The following is a 16277-nucleotide window of genomic DNA, read 5'->3' as shown; positions in this document are numbered from 1 at the left end:
CCGGAAATCGCTCTCCGATTTCCGGGCCGTTTTCGTCATCCGTCAGGGAACGCCCCGCAGCCTTGCCGCGGGACGCTCGTCCGAGGGCCGGTCAATTGACCTGGATGAGGTGGTTGCTGTCGCCGTGCCAGCTCAGCCTCACCCGGTCGCCGGCGCTGCTGACCGCATTGCCGAAGCCTTCCGTCTGCGTCTGCCTGTAGGCGATCATCCGGTCGCCGTTGTCCAGGCGCAGGTAGTAGTGAAGCATGAAGCCCCGGTAGACGACCTGCTCGACCAGCGCCGGGGTGGAGTTCGCCCTGCTCTCTCCGGCATCGCCGGCCAGCGGAGACACGGACACCGCTTCCGGCCGAACCGTCACGACGACCTTGTCGCCCTGGATCGTTCCGGTGTCCTCGACGTCGAGCAGCAGGCCGGAGGCGGTGACGAGCCTCGCCGAACGGCCGCTGCGCTGCTGGACCGACGCCTCGAAGAAATTCGAGGCGCCGATGAAACCGGCGACGAAGCGGGTCGTGGGCTTCTGGTAGATCTCGCCGGCCGGGGCGATCTGCTCGAGCCTGCCCGAATGCATGACCGCGATCTGGTCCGCCATGGTCAGTGCTTCGTCCTGATCGTGCGTGACCATGATGGTGGTAAGGCCGAGCCTCTGCTGCAGGCTGCGGATTTCGACCTGCATGCTTTCCCTCAAGCCCTTGTCCAGGGCGCCGAGCGGTTCGTCCAGAAGAAGCATGGACGGCTCGATCACAAGCGCGCGCGCCAGGGCGACACGTTGTTGCTGGCCACCTGAGAGCTGCACCGGGAAACGGTCTCCGAAAGCATGGAGCTGGACGAGGTCCAGGGTCTGCTTCACCCGCCCTTCCCGATCGGCCTTCGAAATGCCGCGCATCTCCAGGCCGAACGCGACGTTTTCCGCGACGGTCATATGGGGAAACAGGGCATAGTTCTGAAACAGCATGCCCACGTTCCGGCGATGAACGGGGGTATGCGTGGTCGGCTTGCCGCCGACCACGATTTCGCCAGAGGTGGGATCGACGAGCCCCGCGATCATACGGAGGCACGTCGTTTTCCCACATCCGCTTGGACCGAGAAGTGCCAGTATCTCGCCAGCCTTGACGGTCAGCGAAACATTGTCGACAGCGACAACCTGACCGCTGTAGTGCTTGGTCAGATTTTCCAAGCGGACTTCGACGGATTTCATTCTCGTTCCTCAGCCGTTAAAGGTCTGGTTGTACTTTTCGAGCCATTCGGCGCGCCTCGGGACGATATATTTCCAGTCCGGCGTGAAGAGGTTGAGCGCCTCCATCTTCTTGTCGGGATAGGCGAGGTACTTCGCCGTATCCTCGCTGAATTCGATGCCGCTCACGGACGGGGCGCTCAAGGTGGCTTCCGCCAGCATCTTCTGTACCGCGGGGTCCAGCAGGCGATTGATATAGGCGAGAGCCAGGTCGCGATGCGGCCCGCCCTTCACCAGCGCCACCGAGTTGATGCCGGTGAAGGCGCCTTCCTTCGGGAAGGTCATGTCCAGCGGCACTCCCTTCCTCGTATGCGGATAGACCGCCTTCGAATATTCGATCCCGCCGAAGTCCGCCTGGCCCTGGGCGACCATCATGGTCTGAGCCTCGGCATCGTAGATCGAGAGGACGTTGGGCTTCAGGTCGGCGAGCTTCGCCCAGCCGGCATCCGTATTGTACTGCGCGTCCTTGAGCGGCTTGCCGCTCGCAAGCGCGGCCGCCACCATCAGCATGAGAACGCTCTGGGTGTTCTTCGGCGTGTTGAGCAGCATGCGGCGGGCATACTTCTTGTCGAACATCTGTTCGTAGCTCTCGAACGGCTTGCCGGTCTTCGGATTGTAGAACAGGCCGGCGATCGAGATGGCGAAGCCGACGCCGAAATTATCCTCGAAGAGATACCGGGAGTAGACCTTCCTGAGGTTCGGGATCTGGTCCATCGGAAGCTGTTCGATTAGCCCCTCCTCCTTGGCCTGCGGAACGCCAACGTCGTCCATCGACATGACGCTGTATTGAGGATTGTCGCGGGTGGCGCGCAGCGTGGCGATATTGGCGAGGGTCGCCCCTTCGGTCGTCAGGACGCGGCACTTGTATTCTTTTTCGAAGGCCGGAATGACTTCCTTCTTGATGAGACCGCCCTGGGCGGAATTGTAGACGCCGACATACATCGTCCGGTCCTGAGCGGAGGCGGCGGTGTAGAAATAAGGCGTGGCAAGCACTCCTGCGGTGACCGTCAGGAAGCTGCGACGTTTCAGGATGACGGATTTGCTGGTCATTTCGGTACCCCTCTCTGTTGTTGAGTTTACATTGCCATTGCCCGGCGAAGGCCGACGAGCCGGTCGAGGATCAGCACGACGGCGACCGCCAGAACGATGATGATGGTGGACATGGTCGCGACCGATGGATCGAACACCGTGCCGATCTGGCGGTAGAGCACGATCGGCACCGGCAGGTTGGCGGAGTCGGCCAGCCACATCGAAACGGGATAGTTGTCGAACGACACCATGAAGCAGAAGATCGAACCGGACGCGACGCCGGGCGCGATCTGCGGGAAGATCACGCGGGTGAAGGTCTTCCAGCGCGTTGCGCCGAGCGTTCTGGCCGCTTCTTCGAGGTTCGGGTTGACGAGCTGCAGGCTGGTGAGAACCGTGCGGATCACGTAGGGCGAGGTGACCACGGTGTGCGCGATCAGCAGCTTCAGCTTGGTATCCATCCAGCCATAGCCGGAGAAGAGCTGCAGCAGCGCAAGGCCGGTCACCAGAACCGGGAAGATCAGCGGCGAGAGCATCAGCCCCTTGACAAGCGATCGGCCGAGGAATTCCCCCCGCGCCAGCGCGAAGGCGGCCGGAACGCTCAGCGACACGGAAAGCATGGTCGTCGAAACGGCCAGCGCGGAACTGAACGCGAGCCCTGATGTGAACTCCTCGTTCTGCATCACCGCCGCATACCAGCGGAAGGTGAAGCCTTCCGGCGGGAAGGTCACGAAGTAGCTGTCCGAAAAGGAGATCGCGATGACGAGGACGATCGGAGCGAGGATGAAGATCATCATCGCGGCGGTGATCGCGTAGAGTATTGCGGCGGACGTGCCTGTCAGCTTGTTGTTCATTGTGCACTCGCCTTGATGCGGCGCCCGCCGAGAAGCTTCATCGACACGGCGTTGATGAGGATGACGATGAAGATCAGGATCGTTGCGATGGTGGCGCCGAACGGCCAGTCGTAGACTGCAAGAACCTGTTGCTCGACCATGTTTCCGAGCATCTGCGAACCCGGTCCGCCGATCAGGGCCGGGATGACGTAGGATGCGGACGCAAGCGAGAAGACCAGGGTGAAGCCGGCCACCAGCCCCGGAAGACTGAGAGGAAAGGTGATCCGCACGAACACCTTCCAGGCCGGAGCGCCGAGCGTGCGGGCGGCCTGCTGGATATTCGGATCGATCTTTCCGAGCGCCGAGGAAAGCGGCAGCACCATCATCGGAAAGAAGATGTGAATGGAGCCGATGACCACTGCCGCATCGGAGAAAAGCAGGGCCAGCGGGCTTTCGATGATACCCAGGTTGATCAGCACGTAGTTCAGCAGCCCCGTCGGACCGTTGCCGAGGATGAGCTGCCAGCCATAGGCGCGGACCACGACGCTGACGGCCAGCGGCGCGATGACGACGAGAGTGATGATCCGGGTCGTGACGATGCTGCCCCTGACGAGAACGGTCGCGACCGGATAGGCCAGTATGGCCGCAATGACGGAGGTGATGAGGCTGATCCGGATCGTCGCCCAGAGCACCTTCCGGTAGAGATCGACCTCGAAGAAACGAATGTAGTGATCGAGCGTGAACGGCGCTCCGATGACGCCCTGGGCGTTCTGCGTCATCACGCTGAAGATCATCAGGCGTATCGCGGGAATGAAGAAGAAGAACAGCAGGAAGATGAGGAGCGGCAGTATCAGTACGCCGGGCGTGAAAAGCCTGCGCTCGATTGCCTTCCAGCCGAAGACGTCACGGCCTTGTGCGGGGTCCTGCTTCCTGATTGCAATATCCGACATCTATACTCCCGTCGCGTTGACCAGGGCATGAAGCATCGCATCGAGCCGGATGGCGATCGCCGTCCGTGCCCAAGATAATTTGCTTGAGTATGCTCCCTATCGAGATGCGACCGGCTTATCGCCGGTGCCTGGTGCCATCTCCTGCTTTTATCGCCTGCCGTCAGGAGCAGATCGTCGAGGAGGTCGTTCCCTTGTTTGTTGCCACGAGCTTAGTGAGGCGGCGGGGTGGCGCATAATATTTTCTTCTTCTGCGGTCATCGGTTACGCTTATGGACTTTGCCGCCGCTGTCCGGGCAATTCATCGGAATCTCCTATGGCCTCACATCGAAGAGCTATTGGAGAAACGGCGACCACTTCCCGTAACCTTCTCCTCAATGCCCGGGCATCGCGATGCCGGGCACCTTCGTCGCCATAAATCGAAAGCAATCCCATGCCCGCCATAGCCCAGCGCCTCAGCAATGTTACCGTTTCCGCCTCGGTCGCCATGACCCAGAAAGCCCGTGACCTCGCAGCGCAGGGCATCAAGGTGATCAGCCTCTCCTCGGGCGAACCCGACTTTTCCACGCCGGCCCATGCCGTCGAGGCCGCGCATGCCGCCGCGCTTGCGGGCGACACCAAATACCCGCCGGTCGATGGCACCCCCGCCCTCAGGGCCGCCATTCAGCGCAAGTTCAAGCGCGACAACAATCTGGATTACGATCTCAGCCAGATTCTGGTGGCCGGCGGCGGCAAGCAGATCATCTTCAACGCGATCATGGCGACATGCGATCCCGGCGACGAAGTGGTCATCCCCTCGCCCTCCTGGATCAGCTACGCCGATATCGTCAAGTTCGCGGGCGGGATTCCCGTACCGGTCAACTGCCCGCAGAACAACGGCTTCAAGCTGCGCGCCGAAGATCTGGAGGCCGCCATCACGCCGAAGACCAAATGGCTGCTTCTGAACTTCCCCAACAATCCGACCGGTGCGGCCTGCTCGCGGGCCGAGATGGCGGCGATCGCCGAAGTCATGCTGCGTCATCCGCATGTCTGGATCATGACCGACGACATGTACGAGCATCTGATCTATGACGACTTCGAATTCTGCACGATTGCCGAGGTGGAGCCGAGGCTCTACGACCGGGTCCTGACCGTCAACGGCGCATCCAAGGCCTATGCCATGACCGGATGGCGCCTCGGCTTCTGCGGCGGACCGAAGGACCTCATCAAGGCCGTCAGCAACGTCAACACGCAAAACAGCGGCGGTGTCGCGACCGTGGTGCAGGCGGCGGGCGTGGCGGTCCTTGACGGCCCGCAGGATCTGCTGAAGGAACGCGCGGCGATCTACAAAACGCGGCGCGACTTCGTCCTCGACCGGCTGGGGGAAATCGACGGGATTCGCTGCCATCGGCCCGAAGGCGCCTTCTATATCTTCCCGAACATCGCCGAACTGATCGGCAAGACCACCCAGGGCGGCCGTCGCATCGAGAGCGACACCGATTTCGTGATGGCCCTCGTCGAAGAGCACCAGGTCGCGACCGTTCAGGGCGCCGCCTATGGCATGAGCCCCTTCTTCCGCCTTTCCTATGCGACGAGCATGGAGAACCTGGCGGAAGGCTGCGCTCGCATTGCCGAATTCTGCCATGGCATGAAATAGAGGAGGTCATCATGCTCGAAGGAACTGGCCGCGTGGTAATGGTTTCGGGTGCGTCCCGGGGCCTTGGCCTTGCGATCACCGACAGGCTTCTGGCGGCGGGTTTCACCGTTGCCGGCGGCGCGCGCAACCCCGCGTCGGTTGCCGGAAAGGAACGCCTTTCGGTCGATCGCTACGATGCGGAGGAAACGGGCACCGCCGAAGCCTGGGTTTCGGCCGTTGCCGCGCGGCATGGGCGCATCGATGCCTTGGTGAACTGCGCCGGCATCAATCCCAAGGTCCGCGTCATGGATGAGGGAGAGGAGAGCCTCGACCGGATGTGGCGCGTCAACGTGAAAGGCCCGTTGCGGGTCACCCGAGCCGCCCTCCCTCACCTGATCAGGACCGGCCAGGGAAGGGTGATCAATGTCGCCTCCCTGGCCGGGCGCCGCGTCGGCTCGAATGTCGGCTATGCCATGACCAAATTTGCGGTCGTCGCGCTCACGCACGGCGTCCGGCAGGAATGCTGGGACAGCGGCATCCGCGCAACGGCCCTGTGCCCCGGCTACATCGCCACGGACATGACCGCCGGGGAAACGGAAGTCACCCGCGAGGATATGACCCAGCCCGGCGACCTCGCGGAAATGGTGGAGATCCTTCTGCGTCTGCCGAACAATCTCTCGGTCGCCGAACTTCTCGTGAATTGCCGCAAGGAAGCGATGCTTTGATGCTTTAGAGCGCCGTGCGTCCTTTCGGACGCACGGCGCTCTAACTTATTGAATCTACGCATCATGCTTTCCGAAAATCGATTCCAATTTTCGGGCCGATGCTGTAGCGGAGCGACCGAAGCATAGGAGACGCTATTTCAGCGTCTCCGTCAGCTTGACCAGAATATCCTTCACCGCCAGGGCCGGCTCCGACAGGGGCGTGCTGTCCGAGATGCAAAGCGACAGCGTCTCCTCGATCGTCGGGCTGGCAATCTGCCTCACGACAATTTCCTGCGCGGATTCCGCCACTATGCGCTCGGCAATCGCCTTGGGCATGATGGTGGCGCCCAGGATCGCGTCGACCGCACGGGCGATCGTCCGGACTGATTCCACCTCGGCCACGACCACCAGATCCTTGCGGCTGCGGGTGAAGGCGAGATCGATTGCCCGGCGGACGAAATTGTAGGCCGGAGGCAGGACGAAAGGCAGGGCCGACAGTTCGGAGACCGCAATCGTCGCGCTGTCCGGCGAGACGCCGAAGCTCTTGTGCACGACGAGAACGAACTCCTCGCGGAGCAGCGGTTCGAACTTCACGCCTCTGATCGGCCCCCTGCCGTGGATCAGCCCCATCTCCAGGCGGCCGTTCATGATCATCTGGCTATAGGGCTGGCTGACGCTTTCGGTGATGTGAAGAAGAATGCCCGGATGGAGCCGCTTCGTCTCCTCAAGCAGGCGAAGGGCAAGGGTCGCCGCGCTGCTGAAGGGCGCAAGCCCGACCGACACGCGGCCCGACAGCACGGCGCCCGCCTCCAGCGCTTCCGCCTGCGCCTGTTCCATCTGCCTCAGGATGACCTGCGCGTGGCGGTATACGACCTTTCCGGCATCCGTCATGACGACGCCCTGCTGGCTTCGCGTGAGAAGTTTCTGGCGGAAATGTTCCTCCAGGCTTGCGAGCTGCTGGCTGAGCGCGGGTTGGGCGATGTGCAGCATGTCGGCCGCTCTTGTTATGCTTCCCATGTCGACGATCGTGATGAACGATCTCAAACGCCTGATGTCCATTTCGCGATGATATTCCCTGGTAATCTCGGGAAGGATAAAAGGCGCAATCGGGCTCTCTGTCCAGAACTGAAACGCATCCTGCCAAGGCGGGCACGGAATCGATCTTCGCGGCGAATCGGAAGGTTTGTCACGCCTGATGACAGAATCACCCGGCTCCGCCCGCTGACGAACGCACTTTCGAGCGGATATCCGGCCGGTGGGCCGCGAGCGGCGATGAACCCGCTTTCACAGCCAGGATGCTATCTTTCAGCAGGGTGATCGGCGTCGCCAACGTATCCGGTCGCTCGGGCTGCTTCACTACCACTCGGAAATGGCGCCCTGAACGCTCCATTCAGGCACTCTCGAACGAACCGGAGCCTCCAGGGAGCCTGCGCCGATGGTTCGGTAGAACACGTCCGCCCGCCGATGATGGATTTTCAGGATCGCGCTTGCGCGATAGGCGTCGGCCGCGGCCAGGAGCAGTTTGGCGAACGCTTGATCGGATATTCCGTCCGCGCGGCGGAGCTGTCCGATCAACGGATCGGCGACGGCCTCGGGTATGGATAGATCGTGTCGCATTCTCTGGTCCTTTCGCCCTCGCCCTACACCCGCCATGCGACAGTTTTTTGATGTGGCGGCCAATTGCAGATGAAGGCGGAGAATCCTCCGGGGCCTGGTTCGGGTCGTCCGGCCCGGTCATCCGTGAAGCGAACGGCAGGCAGTTTGCCGCCCGTTGATCGGCGGCTCTTAATTCACAAGCACCCGATGCCCATTTCCGACATCTTCATAGACGGGCGCCGGCGGCGCATAACCGAGTGGACGCACCGGGGAGGAAAGCTGCGCCAGCGGCAAGGCGGCCTCCCTGCGCATTTCCGGGTCCGGATTGGGCACGGCCGAGAGCAATGTCTGCGTATAGGGATGGCGCGGATTGCCGAAGACTTCGGCGCGCGGGCCGATTTCGACGATCCCTCCGAGCTGCATCACCGCGACGCGGTGGCTCATCCGCTCGACCACCGCCATGTCGTGCGAGATGAAGAGGTAGGAAAGGCCGAGTTCCTCCTGCAGCTCGATCATCAGGTTGACGACCTGAGCCTGCACCGAAACGTCGAGGGCCGAGACGGGTTCGTCGGCGATGATCAGTTTCGGGGAAAGGCCAAGCGCTCGCGCGATGCAGAGCCGCTGGCGCTGACCGCCGGAGAACTCGTGCGGATAACGGTCGAGGTGATCGGCGGAAAGCCCGACCCGCTCCATAAGCCACACGACGCGGTCGTGGAGCGCGCTGCCCGTTTCCGTGCCATGTATCACCATCGGCTCGGCGACCTGATCGAAGGCCGGCAGGCGTGGATCGAGCGCCGCATAGGGGTCCTGGAAGACGATCTGCATATCGCGCCGGCGCGTCCGCAGCCGCTCCCCGCGCAGGCCAAGCATATCTTCGCCGAAGAGCTCGATACGCCCCGAGGTCGGCTCCACCAGCCTCAGGATCGAGCGGCCGGTCGTGGACTTGCCGCAGCCGCTTTCACCGACCAGCGACAGCGTCTCGCCACGGCCGAGATCGAAGGAAACGCCTTCCACCGCATGCACGTTGGCGACGTGGCGCTGCAGCGCTCCTGCCCGCACCGGAAAGCGGGTGACGAGATCGCGCACGGAAAGCAGCGGCTTTGCAGGCTCCGGCGCCGGCTCCCGATCCGGCGTCTCGTCGCCGAAACGGCGCGGTCCGGCAAACGGCTTCATCGAGCCGAGCCGTGGCACGGACGCAAGAAGCTGGCGGGTGTAAGGCTGCCGGGGTGCGGAGAAAAGCGGCCCGGTTGCATTCTCCTCCACCTTGTTGCCGTGGCGCATGACAATCACCCGGTCGGCGATCTGCGCCACGACGCCCATGTCGTGGGTGATGAAAAGCAGCGACATGTCGGATTGCTTCGCAAGCTCCTGCAGCAGGTCGAGGATCTGCGCCTGGATCGTGACGTCGAGCGCCGTCGTCGGCTCGTCGGCGATCAGCAGCTTCGGCCGGCATGCGAGCGCCATGGCGATCACCACACGCTGGCGCATCCCGCCGGAAAGCTCATGCGGATATTGTCTGAAACGCGTTTCCGCCTCGGGAATCCGTACGCGCTTCAAAAGCTCGAGCGCCTGTGCGGCGGCTTCCGCCGTATCGACGTCGCGATGGTGGCGGATCACCTCGGCGATCTGCTCGCCGATCGAGAAGACGGGGTTAAGGCTGGTCATCGGCTCCTGGAAGATCATGGCGATCTCGTCGCCGCGGATCTTCCGGAACTCCGGTTCGTCAAGCCGTGCGAGATCGGATGTCGATCCGTTCCGGCGCCGGAAACGGATGGCGCCGGCTGCGATCGTGCCTCCGTTGAAGGCGGTGAGCCCGAGGATCGACATCGCCGTCACCGACTTGCCCGAGCCGCTCTCGCCGACGATCGCCACGCATTCGCTGGGGCCGACGGAGAATGTGAGATTGTCCACCGCGGTGAATATCCCGTTCCCGGTCCTGAAGGTGACGCGCAGGTTTTCAACGTCGAGCAGCGATGTCCCGGTCATGACCAATCCTTGAAATGGAAGGAAGCCGCCGGCCTCATCCGGCCGGCGGCCTGTTTCGCTCAGTTGGTGGCAGCCGAGACGGCGCCGGCGCGGAAGTTCAGGACGTAGGGAATATGGCCCGGCAGCGGCTTCCAGGCGATCTTGCGGCTGAGGCCATAGGATTCGTAGGGCTGGTAGAGCACGACGAACGGCGCCTCCTCCTTCACGTAGTCCATGATCTCCGCATAGGCCTTCCGGCGCTGGGCGACATCGGTCGAGTAGCGAAAGCGTTCCCAGAGCGCCTCATAGGCCGGGTTGGAGGACCAGGAACCGGTGGTGCCGGCGCCCTTCGGGGACCACATGGTGCCGAACGAGCCGGCGGGGTCCGCGAAATACATCGGGTTCGACCAGTTGCGGGCGTTCATTTCCGGGTCTGCGCCGGTCCATTTGGGATCGACGTTGAGGGTCATGGTCACGCCGACCGCAGCCCACATTTCCTTGATCGCCTGGGCGGCCAGCAGGCCGTTGGTGTAATAGACCGCGTCGGTATCGAAGCGGATTGGCTCGCCGTTGTAGCCGGCCTCCTTGAGGAGCTGCCTGGCTTTTTCCGGATTGTATTCGAAGGTCTTGAGCTCCGGCATGTAGAGGTCGCCGTATTGCGGATAGGTGTGGCTGCCCGGAACCACCGCCTTGCCGAGCCAGAGCGCTTCGTTCAGGAGGTTGCGGTCGATCGCGAGGCTGAGGGCCCGGCGCAGCCGCTTGTCGGCCATTTTCGGATTGCGGGTCTGGAAGATCACGACGTGGAAGAGCGGGGTCACCGCTCCCTCGACCTTCAGGTTCGGGTTGGAGGCGATGGCGTCGATCTGGTCCGGCGGCACGTTGGTGATGAGATCGACCTCGCCATTGGCGAGTGCGGTGGTGCGGGTCGCCATTTCGGCGATGCGGCGCATCGAGACCTTGTCGAAGGGCGCCTTCTCGCCGAAGAAACCGTCGAACTTGGTGTAGACGAGGGTCTCTCCCGGCTGGAAGGCGGAGATGCCGTAGGGACCGGTGCCGACCGGCTTCAGGGCGAAGGCGTCGAAATCGGCCTTTTCAGCCACGTTCGGGTCGCCCGTCAGCCCCATGATGTACTTCTTCGGTACGATGGAGCCCTGCGTGGCGTTCAGCAGGGTTTCGAAAAGCGGCTCGGGCTTTTCGGTGGTGAAGCGAACCGTCGTCGCATCGACCGCTTCGACCCTGGTGAAGTTCGCGAAGAACTGACGGCGGATGCTCGCATATTCCGGCGTCATTTCCTTGATCAGCCGCTCGAAGGTGAAGACGACATCGTCGACCGTCAGCGCCTCGCCGTTGTGAAACTTCACGTCGTCGCGGATCTTGACTTCGAAAACGGTCGGCGAGACCTGTTTCCATTCCTTGGCGATCCCCGGCCTGAAGACAGCCTTCGGGTTCGAATAGTCCTTTTCGATCAACGGATCGAAGGCGTTGTAATAGACCTGCGAGCCCGTATTGCTGTGATCCTTGCCGGGATCGACATAGGGCGGCAGGTTCTGCAGGCCGACGCGCAGCTCCGACGCCATTGCCGAAGTCGACAGCAGAAGCGCGGATGCGATCAGGAGGAGAGACTTGTTTTTCATGGGGCAGATTTCCTTTTTTCGACAAAGGGGTCCCGTCCGACCGCTGATGCGGCGCGGTCGGGCAGAGCGGAAGCTTTCCGGAACCGGCGGCAGCGGGCCGCCGGGCAGTCATTTCAGCTTGACGTCGAGCGCATCGCGCAGCCAGTCGCCGATCAGGAGCACCAGCAGCGAGACGAACATGATGGCGACCGACGGGACCAGCGCGATCCATGGATTGGTCGCCAGATAGTCACGGCCAGAGCCGACCATGGAGCCGAGCGTCGCCGTGGGCGGCTGGACGCCGAGGCCGAGGAAGGACAGCGAGGATTCCAGCAGGATCAGCGCCGAGAAGGTCATGGTCCAGACGACGATGACCGGCGAGATCACGTTCGGCAGCACATGGCGGATCAGGATGCGCAGGTGCGAGGCGCCGGCGGCGCGCGCGGCCTCCACGAAAGGCTGGCGCGAGACGGTGAGCACCTGAGCCCGCACCACGCGGGCATATACTTCCCAGCCGGAAAGGCCGATGACCGCGATCAGCACCGGCAGCGCATTGCCGAAGATCGCCACGACCAGAAGTGCGATCAGGGTGAAGGGCACCGCGAGCTGGATGTCCACCAGCGCCATGATGAAGGCCGGGACAGGACCGCGAAGATAGCCTGCCACGATGCCCGCGAGGACGCCGACGACAAGACTGATGACGCTGCCCGTCAGCGCGATCAGCAGGGTGAGCCGCAGCCCGTGCAGGGTGCGCGAAAGCATGTCGCGGCCGAGTTCGTCCGTGCCGAACGGATGGGAGACCATGGCGCGCTCGAAGCCGAGCGGCGGGCGCAGCCGGGCGAGAAGCGTTTGGGCGTCCGGATCGAAGGGCACGAGCGCCGGGCCCGCCGCTGCCGCAAGCAGGGTGAGCAGCGTGGCGAGAAAGACGAGCCAGGTCACCGGGGTCGTCCTGGTGATCAGGCGCGCAAGGCCCTTACGGCGCCTGCGCGGACGTGGCGCCGGCGGGGCATTCAGCCGGGCGCTGTTCATCGAAGCAGCCATGTCGCTCATGATGCGGTCACCTTCACACGAGGATCGATAAGGGCGTAGATGAGATCGATGAGAAGAGACGTGGTCACCACCAGCGTGGCGATCAGGATGACCCCGAACTGGAGGACGGGATAATCGCGGCCGATGGCGGCGAAGACGATCAGGTCGCCTATTCCCTTGGTGGCGAATACCGCTTCCACCAGCACGCAGCGCGCCACCATGCCGGCCACCTGCAGGCCGATGACGGTCACGACCGGAATTGCCGCATTGCGCAGCGCATGCTTGCCGATGACCGTCAGGCTGGGCAGGCCTTTCGCCCTTGCCGTCCGCATATAGTCCTGCGTCATCACCTCCAGCATGGAATTGCGGGTGAAGCGGATGATCTCCGCCATCATCAGCGCCGACAGGACGACCGCGGGCATGAGGAAATGCACGAGCGTCATCGAGCCCGAACTCGGCAGCCAATGCAGCTTCAGCGAGAAGACCAGGATCATGACGATCGCCAGGACGAAATTCGGTGTTGCATAACCGAAGAAGGCAAAGCCCATGATCGCCGAGCCGATCGCCTTGCCGCGGTGAAGCGCGGCCATGATGCCGAGCGGCAGCCCGGCCGCGATGGAAAGCAGCAGGGCGAGCGTGAAGAGCTTCAGCGTGTTCGGCAGACGCTCCGCATAGATTTCGACGACCGATCGCCGCTCGAAGAGGCTGATGCCCAGATCGCCCTGCAGGAGACCCGATATGAAGCGTACGAACTGGTACCACATGGGTTGGTCGAGACCGAAATGCTCGACCATGGCCCCGACTGTCGCCGCATCGGTGCCGGGCGGCAGCAGGTAGTCCATGGCGTTGCCGGAAACGCGCGTCGCAAAGAACACCGCGGTCACGACAACGACGAGTGTGGCGACAGCCGCGAGTGCCCGCCTCGTCAGGAACTCAAGCACGGAGCCGCTCCGCGTCCGGGCGCTGGTCGGCCTGATCGAGGGGTGGCATCGGGGCCATCCAGGGCCGGTCGCCGGACCGGCGGAAAGGCAGGCGCGCATGGAACGGGTCGTTGCCGTGGACATCCACCGTGAACTGGCCGTCCCTGATTTCGACGAGCGCATGGGCGGCCGCGGTGAGCGGCGCCGTGGTGAAGCGCTCGCTGAGCGACTGGATCGTCACATGCTGGACGTTGCCGATATTGGTCACCGTGTTCCAGTGCACATGGCCGGAGAGCCACAGCGCAGCCTTTCCCGTCGCCTCCACCGCCTTGCGCACCGTCTCATGATCCGGATAGGTCGAGTAGTGCGGGCTGCGCTGGAAATAGTAGTTGCCGGTCTGCGAATGGCCCGACAGCGGCACATGGGTTGCGATGACGGCCGGACGCTCGTCGGCATTCAGCGTCTCGACCAGCCAGTCCAGATGGTCTGCGGCATTCGCAAAGCCGACACCGCGGGTGATGACGACGCCGGGCTGCCATGCGACAAGCCGGAAATCGCCAAGATCGGTGACCGCGCTCGCCATCGACTGGCCGAAGATCTCCTCGTTTTCGGCGATCGACAGATTGACCACGTCGTGATTGCCAAGCACATGGACGCGCCGGCCGGGAAAGGCCTTGAAGATCTCCGCCACTTCCGACATCGCCCGATGGTCCGCCTCATGGGTCGTGTCGGAAATGTGATCGCCGAGATCGAGCACGAGGTCCGCCTTTTCGGCGACGGCGCGGTCGATGAATTCCCGGAGAACCGGCAGGCCGTTCCAGTCAGGGTCTTTCGTGTGGGACAACGGTCCGTGGTGGATATCCGTAATGACGGCGATCTTCATGGGTCGAATTCCTCTCGATCAATCGGCCTGCCTCTTCTCGCCATGAGAGTTAGAGCCTCTCTGTGACAGACTCATGAAACAATCTCAAAATAATCTTCATTGACATTGAGGAAGTCTCAATCCACATTCGCCCCGCTCGCAAGGGGACATGTTTTGCAAGAACCGATATTGGATGCCGCAGGCTATCTCATTGATCTGGATGGCACTTTGATCACCGGACGCACAGTGTTGCCAGATGCGGCATGGCTTCTGGAGGAGGTGCGGGACCGCTTTGTCATCGTCTCGAACAACGCCGAACACACGCCTCGGCAGCTCTCGCGAACCTTGAGGGCCCTCGGCCTGCCGGTCGACGAAAAGGACGTGATCCTGGCCGGGACGGCGGCGATCGATATCGTCGCGGCGAAGTATCCGCGGGCTTCGGTCCTTCTTCTCGGCAGCGCGACGCTTATCGCCTATGCCCGGGCCAAGGGGCTGCGGATCGGCGACAGGACGGTCGACCTCGTGGTCGTCGCCCGCGACCGGCACTTCACCTATGCGAAACTTGCCGCCGCGGCGGAGGCGATTGCCGGCGGCGCCGGGCTGATCGTCGCGGCGCCCGACGGTAGCCACCCCGGCATCAACGGCAGGCCGGTTCCCGAGACCGGCGCTCTCGCCGCGGCGATCCTTACGTCGACCGGTCTCAAAAACTACACCGTTGTCGGAAAACCGGAGACGATCCTCTTCGAACGCGGCTGCCGCCATCTCGATGTGGCGCCGGCCGACGCCGTCATGATCGGAGACAATCCCGAGACCGATGGCCTCGGCGCGCGGCGGCTCGGCATGGGCTTCCTGCGGGTGGAACAGGGGATCATCCGCCGGTCGAGACTTCTTGCGGCCGTCTGAAAGCCGTCTTGCGTAGAGAGAGGAAGGGGCATGGCCTCTGACAAGGATAGAACCAACGGCCAGGACCTGCACGGCGTGATCGACCGTATCCATGCCATGCGTAAGGATTTGTCGCCGACCGCCGGTCGCATCGCCGATTTCATCGTGCTCAACGCGGCCGATGTCGTGCACATGTCCGTCACCGAAGTGGCCGAGAAGGCGGAAGCGAGCGAAGGCAGCGTGATCGGCTTCTGCCAGTCGCTCGGTGCGCGGGGGTTCCAGCAGATCAAGATTGCGCTTGCGCGCGACCTTGTGCAGCCGGTGCAGTTCATCCACGAGGACCTGACCCCCGGGGACGATACCGCCACGGTGGTCGAAAAGGTCTTCCAGTCCGACCTGCAGGCTCTGCGCGATACCCGGAAAGCGCTCGATATCGCGGCGCTGGCCAAGGCCGTCGAGGCGATCAGGAAGGCAAGCCGCGTCGAGGTGTTCGGCATCGGCAGCGCCGCGACGATCGCGGAAGACATGAACTATCGCCTCCTGCGGATCGGCATTCCGTCGCGCGCCAGCGTCGACAGCCATGTGCAGGCGATCACCGCCGCATTGGCCGACAGCACGACGGCGGTGGTGACGATTTCCCATTCGGGCAGCACGGTGGAGACGTTGACCGCGACCCGGCTCGCCAAGGAAGCCGGCGCCACGACGATCGCGATCACCAATTTCGGCAAGTCGCCGCTGCTCGCGCATACGGATGTCGTGCTGAATACGCTTGCCCGGGAAACCCAGTTCCGCACCGAAGCGATGACCAGCCGCATCGCTCAGCTTGCGATCGTCGATGCGTTGATCGCCTGCCTGGCCCTGGCCGACTACGATCGCTCCGTCGCCACGCTTGCCCGCACGTTCGAGGTGCTTGCGACAAAACGCGTGTAGGTCGGCAGCTTTTTCATGCCGCCGGACACCGCGAGGACGGCCCCGCTCCGAAGTGAATTCGGCGAGCCCCCTGCCCTTCTCGCATGCATCGTCGTCGAGGCGGGGTGTAGCCCTGTTGATGATC

At 63.1% G+C, this 16277-nt stretch carries 15 protein-coding genes; 4 read left to right on the top strand and 11 right to left on the bottom strand.

What is annotated here, in order from left to right; genetic code table 11:
* Nucleotides 1–91: 91 nt before the first annotated feature.
* The 4 genes from ACFFP0_RS09285 to ACFFP0_RS09270 are packed head-to-tail and all read right to left on the bottom strand — an operon-like array spanning nt 92 to nt 4040.
* A complete protein-coding gene (locus ACFFP0_RS09285) occupies nt 92–1195 on the bottom strand; it encodes an ABC transporter ATP-binding protein (protein WP_377259428.1) in 1104 nt (367 codons plus the stop codon).
* Nucleotides 1196–1204: 9 nt separating this feature from the next.
* Nucleotides 1205–2281, bottom strand: a complete 1077-nt coding sequence (locus ACFFP0_RS09280) for an ABC transporter substrate-binding protein (protein ID WP_377259425.1) — start codon at nt 2279–2281, stop codon at nt 1205–1207.
* 26 nt (nt 2282–2307) lie between these two features.
* Nucleotides 2308–3111, bottom strand: coding sequence for an ABC transporter permease (locus tag ACFFP0_RS09275; protein ID WP_377259422.1), 804 nt, complete (start codon nt 3109–3111; stop codon nt 2308–2310).
* Entirely contained in the window at nt 3108–4040 is a 933-nt protein-coding gene (locus ACFFP0_RS09270) for an ABC transporter permease (protein WP_377259419.1), read from the bottom strand. The genes ACFFP0_RS09275 and ACFFP0_RS09270 overlap by 4 nt, the downstream gene beginning before the upstream one ends.
* 430 nt (nt 4041–4470) lie before the next feature.
* Between ACFFP0_RS09270 and ACFFP0_RS09265 the strand changes: the two genes are divergently transcribed.
* Complete coding sequence (locus ACFFP0_RS09265; RefSeq protein WP_377259416.1) at nt 4471–5673, top strand: pyridoxal phosphate-dependent aminotransferase; 1203 nt, start codon at nt 4471–4473, stop codon at nt 5671–5673.
* A gap of 11 nt (nt 5674–5684) precedes the next feature.
* The gene (locus ACFFP0_RS09260) at nt 5685–6377 is read left to right on the top strand and encodes an SDR family NAD(P)-dependent oxidoreductase (protein ID WP_377259413.1); all 693 of its coding nucleotides are present in this window, start codon (nt 5685–5687) and stop codon (nt 6375–6377) included.
* Between the two features lie 132 nt (nt 6378–6509).
* Here the strand turns inward: ACFFP0_RS09260 and ACFFP0_RS09255 are convergent, their stop codons facing one another.
* The 7 genes from ACFFP0_RS09255 to ACFFP0_RS09225 form a co-directional block, all read right to left on the bottom strand.
* A complete protein-coding gene (locus tag ACFFP0_RS09255; RefSeq protein WP_377259410.1) occupies nt 6510–7415 on the bottom strand; it encodes a LysR substrate-binding domain-containing protein in 906 nt (301 codons plus the stop codon).
* 297 nt (nt 7416–7712) lie between these two features.
* Nucleotides 7713–7973: a hypothetical protein gene (locus tag ACFFP0_RS09250; RefSeq protein ID WP_377259407.1), complete on the bottom strand. Its 261-nt coding sequence runs from the start codon at nt 7971–7973 to the stop codon at nt 7713–7715.
* 168 nt (nt 7974–8141) lie between these two features.
* Nucleotides 8142–9938, bottom strand: a complete 1797-nt coding sequence (locus ACFFP0_RS09245) for an ABC transporter ATP-binding protein (protein ID WP_377259404.1) — start codon at nt 9936–9938, stop codon at nt 8142–8144.
* A 59-nt stretch (nt 9939–9997) separates the two neighbouring features.
* Entirely contained in the window at nt 9998–11551 is a 1554-nt protein-coding gene (locus ACFFP0_RS09240) for an ABC transporter substrate-binding protein (protein ID WP_377259401.1), read from the bottom strand.
* Between the two features lie 108 nt (nt 11552–11659).
* Complete coding sequence (locus ACFFP0_RS09235) at nt 11660–12580, bottom strand: ABC transporter permease (RefSeq protein WP_377259398.1); 921 nt, start codon at nt 12578–12580, stop codon at nt 11660–11662.
* Nucleotides 12577–13500, bottom strand: coding sequence for an ABC transporter permease (locus tag ACFFP0_RS09230; protein WP_377259395.1), 924 nt, complete (start codon nt 13498–13500; stop codon nt 12577–12579). Before ACFFP0_RS09230 ends, ACFFP0_RS09235 begins: the two co-directional genes overlap by 4 nt.
* Nucleotides 13493–14362, bottom strand: coding sequence for a metallophosphoesterase family protein (locus tag ACFFP0_RS09225; RefSeq protein ID WP_377259392.1), 870 nt, complete (start codon nt 14360–14362; stop codon nt 13493–13495). The genes ACFFP0_RS09230 and ACFFP0_RS09225 overlap by 8 nt, the downstream gene beginning before the upstream one ends.
* Before the next feature lie 153 nt (nt 14363–14515).
* Here ACFFP0_RS09225 and ACFFP0_RS09220 point away from each other — a divergent pair, with 153 nt between their 5' ends.
* Nucleotides 14516–15244 carry an HAD-IIA family hydrolase gene (locus ACFFP0_RS09220; RefSeq protein ID WP_377259389.1) on the top strand — a complete coding sequence of 243 codons (729 nt, stop codon included), beginning with the start codon at nt 14516–14518 and terminating at the stop codon, nt 15242–15244.
* A gap of 30 nt (nt 15245–15274) precedes the next feature.
* On the top strand, nt 15275–16153 hold the full coding sequence (locus ACFFP0_RS09215; protein WP_377259386.1) for a MurR/RpiR family transcriptional regulator: 879 nt from the start codon (nt 15275–15277) through the stop codon (nt 16151–16153).
* Nucleotides 16154–16277 lie beyond the last annotated feature (124 nt).

The sequence above is a fragment of the Neorhizobium puerariae genome (assembly GCF_042429745.1).
Taxonomy (GTDB): Bacteria; Pseudomonadota; Alphaproteobacteria; order Rhizobiales; family Rhizobiaceae; genus Neorhizobium; species Neorhizobium puerariae.
Note: the sequence above shows the minus strand (reverse complement) of the source record. Positions and strands in the feature narration are given on the sequence as shown.